21 protein-coding genes and 1 riboswitch are annotated in these 17,550 nt (G+C 63.9%); of the genes, 10 read left to right on the top strand and 11 right to left on the bottom strand.

Annotated elements, in window-relative coordinates:
• Both fahA and hmgA read right to left on the bottom strand, forming a co-directional pair.
• Window positions 1-1,302 carry a fumarylacetoacetase gene (gene fahA, locus PQR02_RS11160; protein WP_408229764.1) on the bottom strand — a complete coding sequence of 434 codons (1,302 nt, stop codon included), beginning with the start codon at window positions 1,300-1,302 and terminating at the stop codon, window positions 1-3.
• Window positions 1,299-2,645, bottom strand: coding sequence for a homogentisate 1,2-dioxygenase (gene hmgA / locus PQR02_RS11165; protein ID WP_408229767.1), 1,347 nt, complete (start codon window positions 2,643-2,645; stop codon window positions 1,299-1,301). Before hmgA ends, fahA begins: the two co-directional genes overlap by 4 nt.
• Before the next feature lie 348 nt (window positions 2,646-2,993).
• Between hmgA and PQR02_RS11170 the strand changes: the two genes are divergently transcribed.
• A complete protein-coding gene (locus PQR02_RS11170) occupies window positions 2,994-3,827 on the top strand; it encodes an EAL domain-containing protein (protein WP_408229770.1) in 834 nt (277 codons plus the stop codon).
• 18 nt (window positions 3,828-3,845) lie between these two features.
• Here PQR02_RS11170 and PQR02_RS11175 read toward each other — a convergent pair whose 3' ends face one another.
• A complete protein-coding gene (locus tag PQR02_RS11175) occupies window positions 3,846-4,631 on the bottom strand; it encodes an IclR family transcriptional regulator (protein ID WP_408229773.1) in 786 nt (261 codons plus the stop codon).
• 93 nt (window positions 4,632-4,724) lie between these two features.
• On the opposite strand from PQR02_RS11175, the gene PQR02_RS11180 reads away from it, so the two are divergent.
• The gene (locus PQR02_RS11180; protein ID WP_408229776.1) at window positions 4,725-5,915 is read left to right on the top strand and encodes an acyl-CoA dehydrogenase; all 1,191 of its coding nucleotides are present in this window, start codon (window positions 4,725-4,727) and stop codon (window positions 5,913-5,915) included.
• A 172-nt stretch (window positions 5,916-6,087) separates the two neighbouring features.
• Here the strand turns inward: PQR02_RS11180 and PQR02_RS11185 are convergent, their stop codons facing one another.
• The gene (locus tag PQR02_RS11185) at window positions 6,088-6,726 is read right to left on the bottom strand and encodes a peroxiredoxin (protein WP_408229779.1); all 639 of its coding nucleotides are present in this window, start codon (window positions 6,724-6,726) and stop codon (window positions 6,088-6,090) included.
• Between the two features lie 326 nt (window positions 6,727-7,052).
• Between PQR02_RS11185 and PQR02_RS11190 the strand changes: the two genes are divergently transcribed.
• From PQR02_RS11190 to PQR02_RS11200, 3 genes are all read left to right on the top strand, one after another.
• Window positions 7,053-7,355 (top strand): ElaB/YgaM/YqjD family protein, encoded by a 303-nt coding sequence (locus tag PQR02_RS11190; RefSeq protein WP_028198798.1) that lies wholly within the window; start codon window positions 7,053-7,055, stop codon window positions 7,353-7,355.
• Between the two features lie 129 nt (window positions 7,356-7,484).
• Window positions 7,485-7,871 carry a phage holin family protein gene (locus tag PQR02_RS11195; protein ID WP_408229783.1) on the top strand — a complete coding sequence of 129 codons (387 nt, stop codon included), beginning with the start codon at window positions 7,485-7,487 and terminating at the stop codon, window positions 7,869-7,871.
• Between the two features lie 180 nt (window positions 7,872-8,051).
• Window positions 8,052-8,525, top strand: coding sequence for a DUF3318 domain-containing protein (locus tag PQR02_RS11200; RefSeq protein WP_408229786.1), 474 nt, complete (start codon window positions 8,052-8,054; stop codon window positions 8,523-8,525).
• 91 nt (window positions 8,526-8,616) lie between these two features.
• Here the strand turns inward: PQR02_RS11200 and PQR02_RS11205 are convergent, their stop codons facing one another.
• From PQR02_RS11205 to glyA, 7 genes are all read right to left on the bottom strand, one after another.
• On the bottom strand, window positions 8,617-9,048 hold the full coding sequence (locus PQR02_RS11205) for a type IV pilin protein (protein ID WP_408229789.1): 432 nt from the start codon (window positions 9,046-9,048) through the stop codon (window positions 8,617-8,619).
• Window positions 9,049-9,058: 10 nt separating this feature from the next.
• Window positions 9,059-9,604, bottom strand: coding sequence for a pilus assembly PilX family protein (locus PQR02_RS11210; RefSeq protein ID WP_408229792.1), 546 nt, complete (start codon window positions 9,602-9,604; stop codon window positions 9,059-9,061).
• Window positions 9,604-10,410, bottom strand: coding sequence for a PilW family protein (locus PQR02_RS11215; protein WP_408230057.1), 807 nt, complete (start codon window positions 10,408-10,410; stop codon window positions 9,604-9,606). The genes PQR02_RS11210 and PQR02_RS11215 overlap by 1 nt, the downstream gene beginning before the upstream one ends.
• The gene (locus PQR02_RS11220) at window positions 10,410-10,856 is read right to left on the bottom strand and encodes a type IV pilus modification PilV family protein (RefSeq protein ID WP_408229795.1); all 447 of its coding nucleotides are present in this window, start codon (window positions 10,854-10,856) and stop codon (window positions 10,410-10,412) included. The genes PQR02_RS11215 and PQR02_RS11220 overlap by 1 nt, the downstream gene beginning before the upstream one ends.
• Window positions 10,853-11,419, bottom strand: coding sequence for a GspH/FimT family pseudopilin (locus PQR02_RS11225; RefSeq protein WP_408229798.1), 567 nt, complete (start codon window positions 11,417-11,419; stop codon window positions 10,853-10,855). Before PQR02_RS11225 ends, PQR02_RS11220 begins: the two co-directional genes overlap by 4 nt.
• A 197-nt stretch (window positions 11,420-11,616) precedes the next feature.
• Window positions 11,617-12,099: a transcriptional regulator NrdR gene (gene nrdR / locus PQR02_RS11230; RefSeq protein ID WP_091796645.1), complete on the bottom strand. Its 483-nt coding sequence runs from the start codon at window positions 12,097-12,099 to the stop codon at window positions 11,617-11,619.
• A 6-nt stretch (window positions 12,100-12,105) separates the two neighbouring features.
• Window positions 12,106-13,353 carry a serine hydroxymethyltransferase gene (glyA, locus tag PQR02_RS11235; protein WP_408229801.1) on the bottom strand — a complete coding sequence of 416 codons (1,248 nt, stop codon included), beginning with the start codon at window positions 13,351-13,353 and terminating at the stop codon, window positions 12,106-12,108.
• 166 nt (window positions 13,354-13,519) lie between these two features.
• Window positions 13,520-13,628: riboswitch (ZMP/ZTP riboswitch) on the bottom strand.
• 247 nt (window positions 13,629-13,875) lie between these two features.
• Here glyA and ydfG point away from each other — a divergent pair.
• The 5 genes from ydfG to tolA all read left to right on the top strand — a co-directional run bounded on the left by ydfG (window position 13,876) and on the right by tolA (window position 17,449).
• Window positions 13,876-14,622, top strand: a complete 747-nt coding sequence (gene ydfG, locus PQR02_RS11240; protein WP_408229804.1) for a bifunctional NADP-dependent 3-hydroxy acid dehydrogenase/3-hydroxypropionate dehydrogenase YdfG — start codon at window positions 13,876-13,878, stop codon at window positions 14,620-14,622.
• Between the two features lie 58 nt (window positions 14,623-14,680).
• The gene (gene ybgC / locus PQR02_RS11245; protein WP_408230060.1) at window positions 14,681-15,127 is read left to right on the top strand and encodes a tol-pal system-associated acyl-CoA thioesterase; all 447 of its coding nucleotides are present in this window, start codon (window positions 14,681-14,683) and stop codon (window positions 15,125-15,127) included.
• A gap of 189 nt (window positions 15,128-15,316) precedes the next feature.
• Window positions 15,317-15,994, top strand: a complete 678-nt coding sequence (tolQ, locus tag PQR02_RS11250) for a protein TolQ (protein ID WP_012431821.1) — start codon at window positions 15,317-15,319, stop codon at window positions 15,992-15,994.
• 10 nt (window positions 15,995-16,004) lie between these two features.
• A complete protein-coding gene (gene tolR, locus PQR02_RS11255; RefSeq protein WP_149672952.1) occupies window positions 16,005-16,451 on the top strand; it encodes a protein TolR in 447 nt (148 codons plus the stop codon).
• The gene (gene tolA, locus PQR02_RS11260) at window positions 16,448-17,449 is read left to right on the top strand and encodes a cell envelope integrity protein TolA (RefSeq protein WP_408229808.1); all 1,002 of its coding nucleotides are present in this window, start codon (window positions 16,448-16,450) and stop codon (window positions 17,447-17,449) included. The genes tolR and tolA overlap by 4 nt, the downstream gene beginning before the upstream one ends.
• Window positions 17,450-17,550: the final 101 nt, after the last annotated feature.

Below are 17,550 nucleotides of genomic sequence, written 5' to 3' on the forward strand. Positions count from 1 at the left end.
CTAGCGCTGCGCCGGCAGAATCTCACCCACGCACACGCCGAAGCCCACGCGATACCCATCGCCCTGGCACCAGCCCGCAAGCGTGAGCTCGTCGCCGTCCTCGATGAACGTGCGGGTGCCCCCTTCGCTCAATTCCAACGGCTTCTTGCCGTTCCACGTCAGTTCCAGCAGGCTGCCGTATGAATCGTCGGTGGGACCGCTGATCGTGCCGGAACCCATCAGGTCGCCCACTCTCGTATTGCAGCCCGACACCGTGTGATGCGCGAGTTGCTGCGCCATCGTCCAGTACATGTGCTTGAAGTTGGTCCGCGAGATCGTGCTCGCCTGCTTCGCCTCATGCGGGCGCAGCGTCACTTCGAGGTGGATGTCGAACGCATGCGCGCCGTCGTGGCGCAGGTACGCGAGCGGCTGCGGCTCCTGCACCGGCTGCGCGACGCGAAACGGTTCGAGTGCGTCGAGCGTGACGATCCACGGCGAGATCGTGGTCGCAAAGGTCTTTGCGTTGAACGGGCCGAGCGGCACGTACTCCCATTGCTGGATGTCGCGCGCGCTCCAGTCGTTCAGCAGCACCATGCCGAAGATGTGCGCTTCGGCGTGCGCACACGCAATCGGCTCGCCCAGCGCATTGCCCGCGCCGATCACGAAGCCCGTTTCCAGCTCGATATCCAGCTTGCGGCACGCGCCGAACACCGGACGTTCCTGATCCGGCGGCTTCAACTGACCGTTGGGACGGCGCACCGGCGTGCCGCTCACCACCACCGACGACGCGCGTCCGTTGTAACCGATCGGAATCTCCAGCCAGTTCGGCAGGAGCGCATTCTTCGGATCACGAAACATCGCGCCGACATTGGTCGCGTGTTCCTTCGACGAATAGAAGTCGGTATAGCCGGGAATCTGCACCGGCAGATGCAATTGCGCGTCGGCCTGGCGCACCAGGGTGCTGGCGCGCAAGGCGGCATCGTCGCGCAACGTCGGGGTGTCGCGTGCCAGCAGCTCGCTCAACTGGATGCGCACGCTGCGCCAGGCGTCACGGCCGAGCGCGATGAAATCGTTCAGGGTGTCGCGCGCGAAAACATCGGTCTTCGCGGCCACCTTCAGCAAACCCGCCACCTGCAACGCGGCGAGGTCGACGATCTGGTCGCCGATCGCCACGCCCACGCGGCGCGCGTCGTTATGCCGGTCGCTGAAAATGCCGAACGGCAGATTCTGGATCGAAAAATCGCTGGCCGAATCGTTCGCCGACTCGACCCAGCTCTTGCGCGACGGATCGAGCGTCGCCTGGAGATCGCTCAATGCGCTCATCGTTGCTCCGGGTTGAAGTGTTTCTTGAGACCTTGCCAGCACTCGTAGTAATGCGCCTGCAATTGCGCGGTTTCGAGCGCGAAACGAGTAGGCTTGATCAGCGTGCGCGTCTCGAACATGAAGGCCATCGTGTCGCCGACTTTCTTCGGCGTCGACGTATCGCCGTGCGAGGCTTTCTCGAACGTGTCGGCGTCCGGACCGTGACCCGACATGCAGTTATGCAGACTCGCGCCGCCCGGCACGAAGCCCTCGGCCTTCGCGTCGTACACACCGTGCACGAGGCCCATCAACTCGCTCGCGACGTTGCGATGGAACCACGGCGGACGGAACGTATCTTCGGCGGCGAGCCAGCGCGGCGGGAAGATCACGAAGTCGATCGAATCGACGCCCGGCGTGTCGCTTTGCGATTGCAGCACCAGAAAGATCGACGGGTCCGGATGGTCGAAGCTGATCGAGCCGATCGTGTTGAAGCGCCGCAAGTCGTACTTGTACGGCGCGTAGTTGCCATGCCATGCGACCACGTCGAGCGGCGAATGGCCGATGTCCGCGCGCCACAGATTGCCGTTCAGCTTCGCGACGAGTTCGAAGTCGCCTTCACGGTCTTCATAGGCCGCATGCGGCGTGAGGAAATCGCGCGGATTGGCGAGGCCATTCGAGCCGATCGGCCCGAGATCCGGCAAACGCAGCAGCGCCCCGAAGTTCTCGCAGATGTAGCCGCGCGCCGCGCCGTCCGGCAGGCTGACTGCAAAGCGCACGCCGCGCGGGATCACCGCAATCTCGAACGGCCCGATTTCGAGGCGGCCCATTTCGGTCGCGATGTCGAGGCGGCCTTCCTGCGGGACGATCAGCAATTCGCCGTCGGCACTATAGAAGAAGCGGTCCTGCATCGAGCGGTTCGCCGTGTACAGATGAATCGCGCAGCCGTTCATCGCTTCGGCCGCGCCATTGCCGGCCATCGTCACCCAGCCGTCGATGAAATCGGTCGGCTCGCCCGGCATCGGCAGCGCGTCCCAGCGCAACTGGTTCGGCGGGGTGGGCGGCACCTCGGCGAAACTGGCGACGAGCCGCCCGGAAGGCAGCGGCGTGAACGGCTTGTGCACGGCCGCCGGACGAATCCGGTACAGCCACGAGCGGCGATTGTGGCCGCGCGGCGCGGTGAACGCGGTGCCCGACAACTGTTCGGCATACAGACCATAGGCCGCGCGTTGCGGCGAGTTGCGGCCTTCCGGCAGCGCGCCGGGCAGCGCCTCAGTCGCGAATTCGTTCGCGAAGCCCGATTGATAGCCCGGCTCGATTTCGAGCCGCGAGCTGGCGGGGGCCGGCGTACGGGTTGGGATATCCATGCAAAGGTTCTCCATTGGGACTCGATCTTTCGATTCGCGCGGGGCCGCGCATCCGCACCGATGCGTGGCCGCGTGGCGCCGGCGGGCAGCGTCACGGGCGCAACGGCGCTCCCGTACCTGCATTGCAATTTACGTATAGTAAAACGAATTACGTATAGTGAAATTAACGTATACCCGGACTCGGACCGTAAACCGCCCGCCGCCCCGCCCCATCATCGTTCGTCCGATAACGTTATGAGCATTTTGTTCATGTGCGCGGATTGCGGACTGCTACCATCGAAGCATGCGGCATCCCGCCGCGTTGCCGGGTGCCGGCTGCGCCCTCCCTGTCGCCATTCATTCGCCTTCATGATTCCGCCGACCATCCCCGACCTCATTGCCCGCGCCGCCGCCCATCCGTTTCTAGGCGAACATCTGGTGATGGGACAAGGCGTGCACAGCGACATCGCGCTCGCGCAATTCGACGGGATGGAACTCGCGAGCGCCTACGAGCCGATCTTCGACATCAGCGTGCATGCGCTGGCGCAGTCGTTGTCTTCGGGGGCCGAGGGCGTGGACCGCTTCGGCGATGAACTCGGGTTTCAGGCCGTCACGCATCAACTGGGCGCGGCGCCCTTCGAAGTGTTCGATCCGTTCGACCGCTGCGGCGCAGATCAGGAACTGGTCGCGCTGGACCGCATGTCGCGCGCGCTGCACGCGATCAATTTCTTCGGCGCGCAGCGGCATGGGCTGCTGTTTCTGCGCGTGCACGAGCGTCTGCTCAAAAGCGTGAAGTACGACCACGGCCGGCATTTCTCCAGCGTGCTGATGTCGTTCGGCTTGAACCCGTCGCGAGTGGTGATCGAGTTGCCGGCGGCGGCGGTCGCCCACAAGACCTTCCTCGGCTATCTGACCAAGAGCTATCAGCACTACGGATTCAAGGTGGCGGGCAACCTGTCCAACGCGGGGCAGATTCTGTCGGTGTCGGAAACGGCGCGGCTCGACTTCATCAAGATGGATGCCGCCGTGGCGTTGCGCGAATCGATGGTGAAGGCGCTCGTCGGCTATGCGAGCCGGCTGCGGATTCCGCTGATTTTCAATCGCGTGATGGATGAACCGCAGTTCGTCGCGCTGCAACAGTACGACGTGCGCTTCGTGCAAGGGCCTCTATTCAACGCGCACTATCACGACCGGGCGCTTTGACAGAGCACGCGCCCCGCTTCAACCCGGTTCGCCCAGCCGCCGCGCGAGTGTCTTCAGACGCGGCGCGACGTTCTCGCGAAACACCTCCTCTCCCATCGACGACGCCGGCCCGCTGCAACTGAGCACCAGCCAGCGCCCGTCGCGCGGCTCGCGAAACGGCACCGCGACCGCGTTCACGTCGTCGTGCCACGCGCGAAACGAATAGCAGCAGCGCTCGGTGGCGAACGCGGCGATCTCCGCTTCGGCGTCGGCCACCAGCGCCGCGCCTGCTTTCCCCGCTGCCTTCCTGAGTTCGGCCAGCAACGCGGCGCGCGCATCAGTCGGCTGCACGGCCAGGTAGGCGCGCCCCATCGAGCTCGTCAGCATCGACAGTTTCGAACCGGATGCGAGGCCGAGCGTCAGCGCGGTCTCGCTGCGAATCGTCTCCAGATAGATCATGTCGAGCCCGTCGCGGCAACCCAGCGAAACCGCCGCACCCACCTCGCGCGCGAACGCGCGCAGATGCGGACGCGCGAGTTCGAGCGTGTCGGTGCCCGACAGCAGCGCGAAACCGAGTGACAGCACGCCGGCGTCGAGCGCATATTTGCCGAGCGATTCGTCCAGCCGCAGATAACCGAGCACGGTCAGCGTGTAGGCGAGACGGTTCACGGTCGCCTTCGGCAAGCCGGTGCGCTCGACGAAGTCGCGATTGCCGAGCATGGTTTCGCCAGGCTTGAACGCGCGCAGCAAATCCAGCCCGCGCGCGAGAGCGGCGACGAATTTGCGCTCGTCGAGCGGTTCCAAGAAAGTGGAGGGATGCGTCATCGGGTGGTACACTCGGGTGTCGTTTGCAAAACATTGTTTCGCACAGCGGAACTTAAGTCAAGCTTGGATCGAGCAAGAAATCAGGAGATAGTCATGGCCGAGGCCGCGCAGTTTCACTGGGAAGACCCGTTGCTGCTGGATCAGCAGCTCACCGAAGACGAACGCATGGTGCGCGACGCCGCTGCGGCCTACGCGCAGGACAAGCTGCAGCCGCGCGTGCTCGAAGCGTTCCGTCACGAGAAAACCGACATCGAGATTTTTCGCGAGATGGGCGAACTCGGCCTGCTCGGCCCGACGATTCCCGAGCAATACGGCGGTCCCGGTCTGAACTATGTTGCGTACGGGCTGATCGCGCGTGAAGTGGAGCGCGTCGATTCCGGCTACCGGTCGATGATGTCGGTGCAGTCGTCGCTGGTGATGGTGCCGATAAACGAATTCGGCTCCGACGCGCAGAAGCAGAAATACCTGCCGAAGCTCGCCACCGGCGAATGGATCGGTTGCTTCGGCCTGACCGAACCGAACCACGGTTCCGATCCGGGCAGCATGGTCACGCGGGCGAAGAAAGTCGACGGCGGCTATTCGCTGTCGGGCTCGAAAATGTGGATCACCAATTCGCCGATCGCCGACGTGTTCGTCGTGTGGGCGAAGCTCGAAGAAGACGGCAAGGATTCGATTCGCGGCTTCATTCTCGAGAAGGGCTGGAAGGGGTTGTCGGCGCCGACCATCCATAGCAAGGTCGGTCTGCGCGCTTCGATCACCGGTGAGATCGTGCTCGACGAAGTGTTCGTGCCGGAAGAGAACCGCTTGCCGAACGTCGGCGGCCTGCGCGGTCCGTTCACGTGCCTGAACTCGGCGCGCTATGGGATCGCCTGGGGTGCGCTCGGCGCCGCCGAAGCGTGCTGGCACACCGCGCGTCAGTACGTGCTGGATCGCAAGCAATTCGGCCGGCCGCTCGCCGCGAACCAGTTGATTCAGAAGAAGCTCGCCGACATGCAGACCGAAATCACCCTGGGCCTGCAAGGCGTGCTGCGCCTCGGCCGCATGAAGGACGAAGGCACGGCGGCCGTCGAAATCACGTCGATCATGAAGCGCAATTCATGCGGCAAGGCGCTGGACATTGCACGGCTTGCGCGCGACATGCTCGGCGGCAACGGCATCTCCGACGAGTTCGGGGTCGCCCGTCATCTGGTGAACCTGGAAGTGGTGAACACCTATGAAGGCACGCACGATATTCATGCGCTGATTCTCGGGCGCGCGCAAACGGGCATCCAGGCGTTCTTCTGATGCCCGGCTGATGCATCGCTGATGCGCGGGTTGCGGCGCACGAGGCGCATGCTCGCCGCTCGAGCGCAGCATGGAAAAGAAAGGCCGGTTCAATTCCGAACCGGCCTTTCTCACATCGAGCCGCCGCGATGCACGTTGCAATCAACCACCCGCTTCGCGGCCCGGCAGCCGCTTACCTGTTCGGCTGCGGCGTCATGCGCAGGTACGGACGCAGCGCCTTGTAGCCTTTCGGGAATTTCTGCCTGATGACTTCCTCGTCCTTCAGCGACGGGACGATCACCACGTCATCACCCTGCTTCCAGTTGCCCGGCGTCGCGACCGAGTGGTTGTCGGTCAGTTGCAGCGAGTCGATTACGCGCAGCACTTCGTCGAAGTTGCGGCCGGTGCTGGCCGGGTACGTAATGATCAGGCGCACCTTCTTCTTCGGATCGATGACGAACAGCGAGCGGACCGTGAGCGTCTCGTTCGCGTTCGGATGAATCATGTCGTACAGCTCGGCCACCTTGCGATCGCCGTCCGCGAGAATCGGGAAGCCGACATTGGCGGCCTGCGTCTCGTTAATGTCCTTGATCCACTCCTTGTGCGACTCCGCGCTGTCGACCGACAACGCGATCGTCTTCACATTGCGCTTGTCGAACTCGCCGGCGAGCCTGGCGGTCAAGCCGAGCTCGGTCGTGCACACCGGCGTGAAGTCGGCGGGATGCGAGAACAGCACACCCCAACTGTCGCCCAGCCATTCATGGAACCTGATCCGGCCGACACTCGACTCCTGCTCGAAATCCGGCGCGATATCGCCAAGACGTAAACTCATCAGTGCATCTCCTTATGGTCTTCGCGAGCGTTTGCCCACAACTTTAAAAATTCGAAGCATACGGCAACAGCCGCATTCCCGAACGAACATCGCATCACTACCTTATGAGTTTTTGTAATTTTCACCTGTTGGGTGGAAACTTTGCGGGACAGATCAACTCCATCTTAAGCAAACTGTGGCTGGATTGCCTCTGAAGGGAGGATTCCATGCCCGGTGCAATCGGGAACGGTTCGTGCGATTGTTGGGTTCAACCGGGCACTGCGCTCGCCAGCGGCCGTTTCTTTGGTTACGATTCACGCGTGGCGTGAGACGAAGGGGAGCTGTCAATGTCGGAAGTCAACAAGGAGAGATTGATGTCGGATATCAAAACCGTCCTCGCGGACGCTGAAGACCTGCTGAAACAGGCCGCGAGCGCCACCGGCGAGCGCGCTTCGGAACTGCGCGAAACGGCGCTTACGCGTCTGAAGCAGGCTAAGGAAAAGGCGGCCGACGTGCAGGTCGTGGTGGTCGAAAAAGGCAAGAAGGCTGCCCGCGCCACCGATGATTACGTTCATGAGCATCCATGGGCGTCCATCGGCATCGCTGCCGGCGCCGGCGTGCTGCTGGGCCTGCTGATCAACCGCAAGTAACGCTGCTGCGGTGGCCGGACGAATCAGGTCCGGCGCATCAGTGAACCGAGTTGACCGGCGCATGCGTGGCCGGTCTGCTTCTCTTGGCGCGCATGTTTGCACGCGCCTCTACGCGCAATGCCCACAGCCATGACGATCGAAACACACTCGCAGCACGGCGAACATAGTCCTTTGCGCCGCATTATCGGTTCCGTGTTTGCCATTTTGCAGACGCGGCTTGAACTGGTCGGCATTGAACTCGCCGAAGAGAAAGACCGTCTGCTCGGTGTGCTGTTCCTCGGCCTTGCCGCGATGATGCTTGCCACCATGGCGCTGATCGCCCTCACCGCGTTGATTGCCATCGCGTTCTGGGACACCTACCGATGGCAGGCGCTCGCGGGCATTACAACGGTCTATGCGATTGCCGGGCTCGCCTGTGCGCTGAAGGCCCGCAGCGGGTTGCGCAATGCGCCGGCGGTGTTCGACGCCACCATCGCCGAGTTCGAAAAAGACCGCGACGCGTTTCGCAAGCCTTGAGACAGCGGATGCATGGGGCGTGCGTTCGGCGCCGGCGCCTGGTTTGTTGACTTCGTCGGGGGAAGGTCTCAGGCGATTTGCAGGGCCTTTTCGCAGCGTCCGTTTTTGTAGCGTCCGTTTTCACAGCGTCTGTTTGCAGCGTCTCACTAGCCGTCCCACCTCAACCGCCGCCGACATGCCATGAGCCAGAGCCACTCCGATACCGCATTCCGTAACAAGCGCCACCAGAGCAAAGATCTGAGCGCACCGCACTTGCGAGCGCTACGCAAGGAATTGCTGCTGGTACGAGCAGACGTTGAACGCATGGAACTCGTTCAGGCGACTTTCGAATTGCGGCGGGCCGTCACGCACTTCAGCTGGCTGAAATTCATCCTCCCGGGCTTCGGCGGTATGCGCGTAGGGAAAGGGTCGAAGGCGAGCGTCATCAATGCGGGGACCATCGGCGCCCTGCTCAAACAGTACCCGTTCATCAGTTCGATCGCGTCCATGCTGCTCGCCGAGCCGTTGCGCGCGACCGTCGTAGCGGGTGCAAAGCCAGCCCTCAAATGGGGCAGCCTTGGGCTTGCCGCCTGGGAAGCGTATCGGATCTGGCAGCAAATGAAGCGCGATGCCGCTGCTCGCGCGCAGGCTGAATCGACGAATAACGGGTATTGAGCGGTTGCATGGGCGGCTGCGGGCCGGTGGAGTCGGCTGGTCGCAGGATCGTGCCAAGCCGCCAAGCCGCCAAGTCTAAGTCGCTAAGTCGCTAAGTCGTATTCCAGCATTCGCTGCTTGCCGGCGTCACGCCATTCACATCGCTTCTGTTGCCCCGCTGCCCTGTCGCATCGAGTGTAAATGTGCCGCACGGATCATAGTGCATTGGGCCGGACTCACCCGGCGTCGCCTCTATCGAATAGCCGCCGTTCGCGTCGTCAGGCGGCAGTACGCGCAAGCGATATATCGCGCTGCCGAATTGCGGCGCCTGGTCCAGCCCCGGCGGCAACGCAGGCACGCCGTCGCTTGCCGCTCCCTCGACGAATTGCGCCGCCCGATACAGCGCGGATGCCGCGTCGATACGATGGGTTCGCGCTACGTGGTTGCGATAGGACGGCACCGCAAATGCGGCCAGCGTGGCCGCTATCGCCAACGCGATCATCAGTTCGAGCAGCGTGAACGCGGATGTGTACAGCCTCGTCATGCGCCTCCCGTCAAAATGGCTTGGCGACGACACGCCGCCAATGATGTTCGATCGTCTCACCGTCGATCACCAGTTCCATCTGCAGCCATACCTGGGAATCGCTCGTCCGGCCGAAGCCGCGTGACGTTAGCAAGTACGCCCGGGCATCGGCACGGGTCGCCAAACGCCAGGCCTCGGTCAGGCATTGCGGGGCGCGGAACGATCCAGGCCATTGCGCGACCGGCGTGATCGCACCTGCGTCAAAGGCGGCTTCCAGTTTCCACTGAACCGGTTCGCCGGACGCAGGCTGCGTCGCTGCCGAAGCGTCGGCGTGAGCCCCGGCCGCGACGACACTGCGCGCGCACAAGGTCAGCGCCGAATCCGCGGCGTGGAAAGCCTGCAAATAGTCGCGCACGTTGGCCGCCGCACGCGTCGCCGCAAGCGATGTTTCGAACCAGACTGCCGAGGTCGCCAGCATCATTGCCGACATCAGCAGCACGATCGGCAGAACAACGCCGCGATGGCGAGCACGTGAAGCATGACCCGCGCGACTGAGGCACCGTGAGTATGGCGGCATCACAAAGAAACCTCCGCCTGATTGCGCAACGCCACTCGCCGCGAGAACGCCTGCCGCGGCCGCAAGTCTGCCCCGAGCACGCTCATTCCGTCGCAATCGACATAGCGCGAATGCTGTGCCTGTGGCGCACCGCGCACGAGCACGCAGAGATCGACGGCGACGATCTGCGCCCACTGACCGGCAGGCACCGCCGACGCTGGTATCGCATCCGGAGCGCCGGCCAGCCAGTATCTGATCCGCACGCTCTCGACACCTTCGACGAGCGGCTGCGCGGATCCCGCGTGGCCATTGCCTTCGCAGTAAAGCTCCGGCTCGCCGGTCGATCCACTGACGCTGGCGAAATACCGGTTGACGATCAGCACGCCCTGGTCGGCGGGCACGGCGGCGGTGTCTGTCACGGTTTGTCCAAGGCAATCGGTTGCCTGCCCACTGGCTGATTGCCATGTGGACACGCCATCTCCCACGTAGCGCACCACGACGCCGTCGGAGCCGCTCGACAACTTTGTGCACGCAAGGCTGTCGTCGGCGCCCTTCGGGCGGCCGCCCGAACAGCCGAACAGTGGCGGCGGACCGTCGTAGTGCACGATGTCGGCGGGCGTAAAGCCGGCCATTTGCAGTTGCTGACCGATCAGCGTGAGCGCGGTCAAACCCGCGTCGCGGATTCGCATCGCATTGCTCGCGTACTCGAACGCGCGTCGCTGGGTCGTATAGAGCGACACGGCGCCCACCGTCACCACCAGTCCCAGCGCCATCGCGATCACCAGCTCGAGCAGCGTATGAGCACGAGCAAAATGCCGGCGCCACATCATGGGGCGAACGCCAGCGCGACGCACGAGGAGCCGGCGGGAACCTCCGCTGTGCCACAAGACTTCGGCTTGTCGATCACATCATCGGCAGACGGCATGTCGCGCACGGAAGTCCATGTCACGAGCGCAGCGCCCACGCCCGCGCTCCCTGTCACCGAAGCTTCGCCTTGCGGCAAGAGGACGCTTGCACGGGCGTTCCACTGCCTCGTTGCGGCATCGACGGTGGCCGGCGCATACGTGGCTTCCGCCACCGAGTCGGCGATCCACGTCGCGTGTTCGCGCATCGACATCGCGCGGGCTTCGCGCGCGATCCACAGCTGACCGGCAATCAACCCGAGCGCTGTCACCGCCATCAACGCGACGGCAAGCATCACTTCGATCAGCGAACTGCCGCGACACTTCAGTGCGCAGCGAGGCCTGGGCAGCTTCGACGAACTCCGCATCATGACGCCGCTCCGCACGCACCCTCGGAAATCCGCGCACGTCCGCCCGCCGCAATACGGATGCAGCGTCGCCATTTGCTTCCTTGGGTCGCCTGAGTGGGTGCACGCGGCGCGACATCGAAACTGCGAAACGTACCGATCAATTGCCCCGCCGGCGGTGTGAACGTGAGATTCGTCTGCACGCCGGTGATGCTCACCGCCGCCAGCAGCGGCTGCGCGCGAAGCAGCGAGAACGTACCGCCACGGTCGGCCAGCACGGCCCAGCCGCAGGACCAGTCGGCGACGCCTTTGGCGCACGGCTGTCCCGCGGCAAGGCACGCTCGCGCCGCATCGATGCGGCACACGGTGACGCGTGCGCCACGCCGCAGCGCCTCGCTGCGGGCATAGGCGAGCGTCGACACCAGCGCCGTCGCACGCGCGTCGACCTGATCGCGCACGCGCCACGCCACGAACGACGGTGTCGCCAGCACCGCGATCACCGCCAGCAGCGCGACCACGGCCAGCGTTTCGACAAGCGTGAAGCCGCTGCCCGGTGGCCGGTAGACCATATCGAATTTCATCTGCATCCCTGATCATTTCGAAGAATGCAGTCAATCTAGCGGCTTGAAAACGGCCCGACAATCGGCCGGATGGCCAGGTGGCACCCGGACGCTATCCCGCGTAAGAATGCACGCGACGAACCATCATCGAGCAGGAGATATTGATGCGAGAAACAATGTGGGGAGCAGCGGAGATAAAAAAGCAACCCGCGGCGGCACTGCGGTCAGCGCTTACGTGGAGGCTTGGGCGGAGAAGAAGCGCGGCGAAATTCTTCGATCACGTCTTCAAATTCGGAGACGTCTTCGAAGCGCCGGTAGACGGAGGCGAAACGAACATAGGCAATGGTGTCGAGCGCACGCAACTCGTTCATTACGAGTTCGCCGAGCCGCTCGCTGCGGACCTCGCGCTCACCGCTGCCGAGCAACTGATACTCGATGCGGGCAACCGCCGCGTCGATCGCGTCCGCTGCCACCGGGCGCTTGCGCAGCGCAAGTTGCATGCTCGCGACGATCTTGCGGCGGTCGAATTCCGTGCGGCTGCCATCCTTCTTGACGACCGACGGCAACGCCAGCTCGACCCGCTCATACGTCGTGAAACGTTTGTCGCAGGCCGGGCAGCGGCGCCGCCGGCGAATCGTCGCGCCGTCTTCGGATACGCGCGAGTCGACGACCTGCGTATCGGCGTGGCGGCAGAAGGGGCAATGCATGACGGCTTAGCGGTAAACCGGGAAGCGTTGGGTCAACTCGGCGACCTGCGCGCGCACACGGTCGATCGTGCCGGTGTCTTCCGGGTTGTCCAGCACGTCGGCAATCAGGTTACCCACCAGCTCGGCTTCCTTGATACCGAAGCCGCGCGTGGTCATGGCCGGCGAGCCCAGACGCACGCCGCTCGTCACGAACGGCTTTTCCGGATCGTTCGGAATCGCGTTCTTGTTGACCGTGATGTGCGCCGCGCCGAGCGCCGCTTCCGCAGCCTTGCCGGTGATCTTCTTCGCGCGCAGGTCGACCAGCATCACGTGGCTTTCCGTGCGGCCCGAGACGATACGCAGACCGCGCTTGACCAGCGTTTCGGCCAGCACGCGCGCGTTTTCGACGACTTGCTGCTGATATGCCTTGAATTCCGGCGACAGTGCTTCCTTGAACGCGACAGCCTTGCCGGCGATCACGTGCATCAGCGGACCGCCCTGGATGCCCGGGAAGATGGCCGAGTTGATCTGCTTTTCGAACTCCGCCTTCATCAGGATCACGCCGCCGCGCGGGCCGCGCAGGCTCTTGTGGGTGGTGGTGGTGACGAAGTCGGCGTGCGGCACCGGGTTCGGGTAGACGCCCGCGGCGATCAGGCCGGCGTAGTGCGCCATGTCGACCATGAAGTACGCGCCGACCGACTTGGCGATCTTCGACATGCGTTCGAAATCGATGCGCAGCGCGAATGCCGATGCACCCGCCACGATCAGCTTCGGCTTGTGTTCCTGAGCCAGCTTCTCAGCGGCGTCATAGTCGATGTCTTCGGCTTCGTTCAGGCCGTAGCTCACCACGTTGAACCACTTGCCGGACATGTTGACCGGCGAGCCGTGGGTCAGGTGGCCGCCGTGCGCGAGGCTCATGCCCATGATCGTGTCGCCCGGCTTGAGCATCGCGAAGAACACGCCCTGGTTCGCCTGCGAGCCGGAATTCGGCTGCACGTTGGCGGCTTCGGCGCCGAACAGTTGCTTCACGCGGTCGATCGCCAGCTGCTCGGCCACGTCGACGTATTCACAACCGCCGTAGTAGCGCTTGCCCGGATACCCTTCGGCGTACTTGTTGGTGAGTTGCGAGCCTTGCGCAGCCATCACGGCCGGGCTCGTGTAGTTTTCCGACGCGATCAGTTCGATGTGCTCTTCCTGACGGCGGTTTTCCTGCTCGATGACCTTCCAGAGTTCAGGATCGACGTTGGCGATGGTGCTTTGGGCTCTGTCAAACATACGGATTCCGTTGAGTGTGTTCAGGTTGACCGGATCTTGCGCCAAATCTTGCGTAGAGGGTACGCAGCGCTGCTGGCGGCTGAGCCAGCCCTGACGTGGCGAACGGAGAGTCGCCGCACACGCGAGGCAGGACAGCCACCGTCAGCGCAGATAAACGCGCGCGGATCACGGCTGCCCAGGCGAACGGCAAAACGGCACCCTGCGCTTCACGGTGGGTTGTTCCACCTTGAACCCGATGGGAAGAATCGGTTCTATCGCCAGTCACGCAGGGTCGAGCGCGTTAGTTTATTGGAAGAGGGTCGAATAGGCAACCGGCTTGCCGGCGCCCCGGCGCGCGCCGGCCAGACTGGTGCAACCTGCCGCCACGCCACCCCGCGCGTGGTAGAAACGCCCGCCGGCAATGCACCGGGCATCCGCAGCGCGCCACTGCCGCAGCCGCTGATACGGCTGGTCCATCCTTGCCGCAGCGCCGCATTGGAAGTAGGCTTGGGGCCTTTCTCTCTTACCGACCAGGAAACTGCAATGATTGTGTTCGTCACCGGAGCGTCCGCGGGATTCGGCGCCGCTATCGCTCGCGCCTTCGTCAAAGGCGGCCATCGCGTCGTCGCCACCGCGCGCCGTAAAGACCGCCTGCAGGCACTCGCCGACGAACTCGGCGACGCGCTGCTGCCGTACGAACTCGACGTGCGCGACCGCGCCGCCGTCGCAGCGGCGCCCGCCGCGCTGCCGGCCGAGTTCGCCGCGATCGACGTGCTGGTCAACAACGCGGGCCTCGCGCTCGGCGTCGAGCCGGCGCAAAAGGCGAACCTCGACGAATGGAACACGATGATCGAGACCAACTGCACGGGTCTCGTGCAGGTCACGCACGCGCTGCTGCCCGGCATGGTCGAGCGCAATCGCGGGCATATCTTCAATCTGGGCTCCGTGGCCGGCCGCTGGCCGTACGCGGGCGGCAACGTGTACGGCGCGACCAAGGCATTCGTGCGCCAGTTCAGTCTGAATCTGCGGGCCGACCTGGCCGGCACCGCACTGCGCGTCACCGACATCGAGCCGGGCCTGTGCGGCGGCACCGAATTCTCGAACGTGCGCTTTCGCGGCGACGATGAAAAAGCCGGCAAGGTGTACGAAAACGTCCAGCCGCTGACGGCCGAAGACATCGCGGATTCGATCTACTGGATCGCCACCCGCCCGGCGCACGTCAACATCAACACGATCGAGCTGATGCCGGTCGCCCAATCGTTCGCCGGATTGACGATTCATCGCGGCTAACGCCCGCCAGACAAGGCGCACACTTTGAAACAGACCCCCGGGTGTGCGTTCCGGTAAAATGCGCCGCATGAATATGTCGACCAGCCGGCCTGCCACGGAAATCGGCTACACGTGGCCGATCCGCGTGTACTACGAAGACACCGATGCCGGGGGCATCGTGTTTTACGCCAACTACCTGAAATTTTTCGAGCGGGCGCGCACTGAATGGCTGCGCGCGTGCGGCGTCGATCAGCGCCGTCTCGCGGACGAAACGGGTGTGATTTTCATCGTGCGCAGCACAGCACTCGACTATCGGGCACCCGCCCGGCTTGACGACGTCGTCAAAATCGTCAGCCGGATCGAGCGTCTTGGCAGGGCTTCGGTAGACTTCGCCCAGGAAGCGTGGCGTGAAGGCACGCTGCTTGCTACCGGTTCGATCCGGATTGGCTGCGTCGACCGCGTTGCGCTGCGGCCGGCCGCGATTCCGCCGCCGGTTCTGGCCGCTTTGCGGGGCGGTCCGGGGTAAACCACGACGGCATGTCAACGAACGAAGTCTGAACCCCGTTGTTACGGGGGCCAGTGAACTCATACCGATCAAGCAGCACAAAGCATCGTTCGGCTTGCGATAATCGCCGATGCTTCCGTTTTGCCAACGGAAAGCCTCGAACGACCTTGCAGTCGGACGCCCCCGTCCCGGGACGTTACAAGAATCTTTATGAACACTACACAAGATCTGTCGATCGTTTCACTAGTACTCAACGCGAGCCTGCTGGCACAGGCCGTCATGGCCCTCCTGCTGTTGCTGTCGCTGCTGTCATGGACTTTCATCTTCCGCAAGTGGTTTGCGATCCGCCGAGCGCGCGCGCAAACTGAACGCTTCGAACGGGATTTCTGGTCGGGCGGCGACCTGCAGGCGCTCTATCAAAGCGCCGCGAACAACCGCCATACGATCGGCGCTCTCGAGCGGATTTTCGAGTCCGGCATGCGCGAATTCCTGAAGGGCAAGGAAAAACGCCTGAACGATTCGGGCGCGATTCTCGACGGCGCGCGGCGCGCCATGCGAGCCGCATTCCAGCGTGAAATGGATGTGCTCGAAGCCAATCTGGCATTTCTCGCGTCGGTCGGTTCGGTCAGCCCGTATATCGGTCTGTTCGGCACGGTGTGGGGGATCATGAACGCGTTCCGCGGCCTCGCCAACGTCCAGCAGGCCACGCTGGCGAACGTCGCGCCGGGCATCGCCGAAGCGCTGACGGCCACGGCGATCGGCCTGTTCGCCGCGATTCCGGCGGTGGTCGCCTACAACCGCTACGCGCACGACATCGACCGTCTGGCGATCCGCTTCGAAACCTTCATCGAAGAGTTTTCGAACATCCTGCAGCGCCAGGCACAGTAAGGAGGCCACGATGGCAGGCTCCCGCTCCTCCAGTATGCGCGGCTCGCGCTCGCGCCGCGCGATGGCCGACATCAACGTCGTGCCGTACATCGACGTGATGCTCGTGCTGCTCGTGATCTTCATGGTGACCGCGCCGCTCGTCGCTCCGTCGATCGTCAATCTGCCGACCGTCGGCGGCGCCGCGCCGCAGCAGCAAACACCGCCCGTCATCGTGAATATTCGCGCGGACGGCAACATGAGCGTCAAGTACAAGGACGATTCCGGCGCGCAGCAGCAGGAAAACATGACGAAGGCCGGCCTGAACGGTTTCATCGCCGACCGGGCGCAATCGCATCCTGACCAGCCCGTCGTGATCGCCGCCGACAAAACCGTGAAGTACGAAGTCGTGATGAACGTGATGTCCGAGCTGAAAGCCCAGGGCGTCAAGCGCGTTGGACTGCTCGTCAAATCGCAATGATCCGCAAGAACTCCGAATACCCGCTCCAGCCACCGCGAGAACGCGGCACCGGGCGAGCCTTTGCGTTCGCGCTGGTGATGCATGCGCTGCTCGGGTTCTTCCTGTATCACGGCATTCAGTGGCAAAACAGTACGCCCGAAGGCGCTGAAGCCGAGCTCTGGACCGAGGTGCCGGACACGGCGATCCCGCATCCGGTCGCGCCGCCGCCGCCCGTGCCGGCCGCCCCAGCCCCGCCGGTGCGCGACGAGCAGGCCGACATCGCGCTGCAGGAAAAGAAGCGCCAGCAACAGCAGGCGGCTCGCGAAGCGCAACTGGCCGAACAGCAGCGTCAGCAGAAGCTGCAGGCACAGCAGGAAGCCGAGGCGAAACGCCAGCAGCAAGTGGCGGCGGACCAGGCCGCGCAGAAGGCCGCGGCAGCCAAACTGAAGCAACAGCAACAACAGCAGCAGCAGGCTGAGAAGCTGAAGCAACAGCAACTGGCCGAACAGCAAAAGCAGCAGCAGTTGAAGGAACAGCAGCAGGAGCAAGCCGACGCGGAAGCGCAGAAGAAGGCCGACGCGCAGAAAGCGGCGAAGGCCAAGGCGCAAGCCGACGCTGCGGCACAAGCGAAGAAGGTCGATGCGGAACGTCGTGCGCGCCTCGCGCAGATGCAGGGCATGGCGGGCGGCACAGGCTCGACCAGCAATGGGCTCGGCAAGAGCGGCACGGGCAGCGGCTCGGGCGGCACAGCGGCATCGCCGGGTTACGCGGACAAGGTGCGTCGCGCGGTGCGCCCGAACATCTCGTGGGGGGGCGAAACCGAAGGTCTGGAAACCGTGATCTCCGTGCGTTGCTCGCCGAACGGCACCTTGCTGAGCGCGTCAGTCTCCCGCAGCAGCGGCAACGCCGCGTGGGACGCCGCCGCACTGCGGGCCGTCCAGCGCTCCGATCCGATGCCTCTGGACACCAATGGCAAGGCGCCGGAAAGCTTCCTGATTACGCTGCGTCCGGCAGGTTGATTGCAGCATCTTGACTATCGGTTGACAGCAGACGCCGCGGCCCCGCTCAGCGGGACGCGCTCGGGAACGAATTAGGCGTTTTCCGGTCTGTCTGCTGTCGT

Origin of the sequence: Paraburkholderia sediminicola, assembly GCF_046026895.1 — a bacterium.
GTDB lineage: Bacteria > Pseudomonadota > Gammaproteobacteria > Burkholderiales > Burkholderiaceae > Paraburkholderia > Paraburkholderia sediminicola_C.

Excerpts from the sequence above, each read along its gene's own strand:
- fahA (WP_408229764.1), bottom strand. The coding sequence starts at position 1,302 with ATGAGCGCATTGAGCGATCTCCAGGCGACGCTCGATCCGTCGCGCAAG.
- hmgA (WP_408229767.1), bottom strand. The coding sequence starts at position 2,645 with ATGGATATCCCAACCCGTACGCCGGCCCCCGCCAGCTCGCGGCTCGAA.
- PQR02_RS11170 (WP_408229770.1), top strand. The coding sequence starts at position 2,994 with ATGATTCCGCCGACCATCCCCGACCTCATTGCCCGCGCCGCCGCCCAT.
- PQR02_RS11175 (WP_408229773.1), bottom strand. The coding sequence starts at position 4,631 with ATGACGCATCCCTCCACTTTCTTGGAACCGCTCGACGAGCGCAAATTC.
- PQR02_RS11180 (WP_408229776.1), top strand. The coding sequence starts at position 4,725 with ATGGCCGAGGCCGCGCAGTTTCACTGGGAAGACCCGTTGCTGCTGGAT.
- PQR02_RS11185 (WP_408229779.1), bottom strand. The coding sequence starts at position 6,726 with ATGAGTTTACGTCTTGGCGATATCGCGCCGGATTTCGAGCAGGAGTCG.
- PQR02_RS11190 (WP_028198798.1), top strand. The coding sequence starts at position 7,053 with ATGTCGGAAGTCAACAAGGAGAGATTGATGTCGGATATCAAAACCGTC.
- PQR02_RS11195 (WP_408229783.1), top strand. The coding sequence starts at position 7,485 with ATGACGATCGAAACACACTCGCAGCACGGCGAACATAGTCCTTTGCGC.
- PQR02_RS11200 (WP_408229786.1), top strand. The coding sequence starts at position 8,052 with ATGAGCCAGAGCCACTCCGATACCGCATTCCGTAACAAGCGCCACCAG.
- PQR02_RS11205 (WP_408229789.1), bottom strand. The coding sequence starts at position 9,048 with ATGACGAGGCTGTACACATCCGCGTTCACGCTGCTCGAACTGATGATC.
- PQR02_RS11210 (WP_408229792.1), bottom strand. The coding sequence starts at position 9,604 with ATGCCGCCATACTCACGGTGCCTCAGTCGCGCGGGTCATGCTTCACGT.
- PQR02_RS11215 (WP_408230057.1), bottom strand. The coding sequence starts at position 10,410 with ATGTGGCGCCGGCATTTTGCTCGTGCTCATACGCTGCTCGAGCTGGTG.
- PQR02_RS11220 (WP_408229795.1), bottom strand. The coding sequence starts at position 10,856 with ATGATGCGGAGTTCGTCGAAGCTGCCCAGGCCTCGCTGCGCACTGAAG.
- PQR02_RS11225 (WP_408229798.1), bottom strand. The coding sequence starts at position 11,419 with ATGCAGATGAAATTCGATATGGTCTACCGGCCACCGGGCAGCGGCTTC.
- nrdR (WP_091796645.1), bottom strand. The coding sequence starts at position 12,099 with ATGCATTGCCCCTTCTGCCGCCACGCCGATACGCAGGTCGTCGACTCG.
- glyA (WP_408229801.1), bottom strand. The coding sequence starts at position 13,353 with ATGTTTGACAGAGCCCAAAGCACCATCGCCAACGTCGATCCTGAACTC.
- ydfG (WP_408229804.1), top strand. The coding sequence starts at position 13,876 with ATGATTGTGTTCGTCACCGGAGCGTCCGCGGGATTCGGCGCCGCTATC.
- ybgC (WP_408230060.1), top strand. The coding sequence starts at position 14,681 with ATGCGCCGCATGAATATGTCGACCAGCCGGCCTGCCACGGAAATCGGC.
- tolQ (WP_012431821.1), top strand. The coding sequence starts at position 15,317 with ATGAACACTACACAAGATCTGTCGATCGTTTCACTAGTACTCAACGCG.
- tolR (WP_149672952.1), top strand. The coding sequence starts at position 16,005 with ATGGCAGGCTCCCGCTCCTCCAGTATGCGCGGCTCGCGCTCGCGCCGC.
- tolA (WP_408229808.1), top strand. The coding sequence starts at position 16,448 with ATGATCCGCAAGAACTCCGAATACCCGCTCCAGCCACCGCGAGAACGC.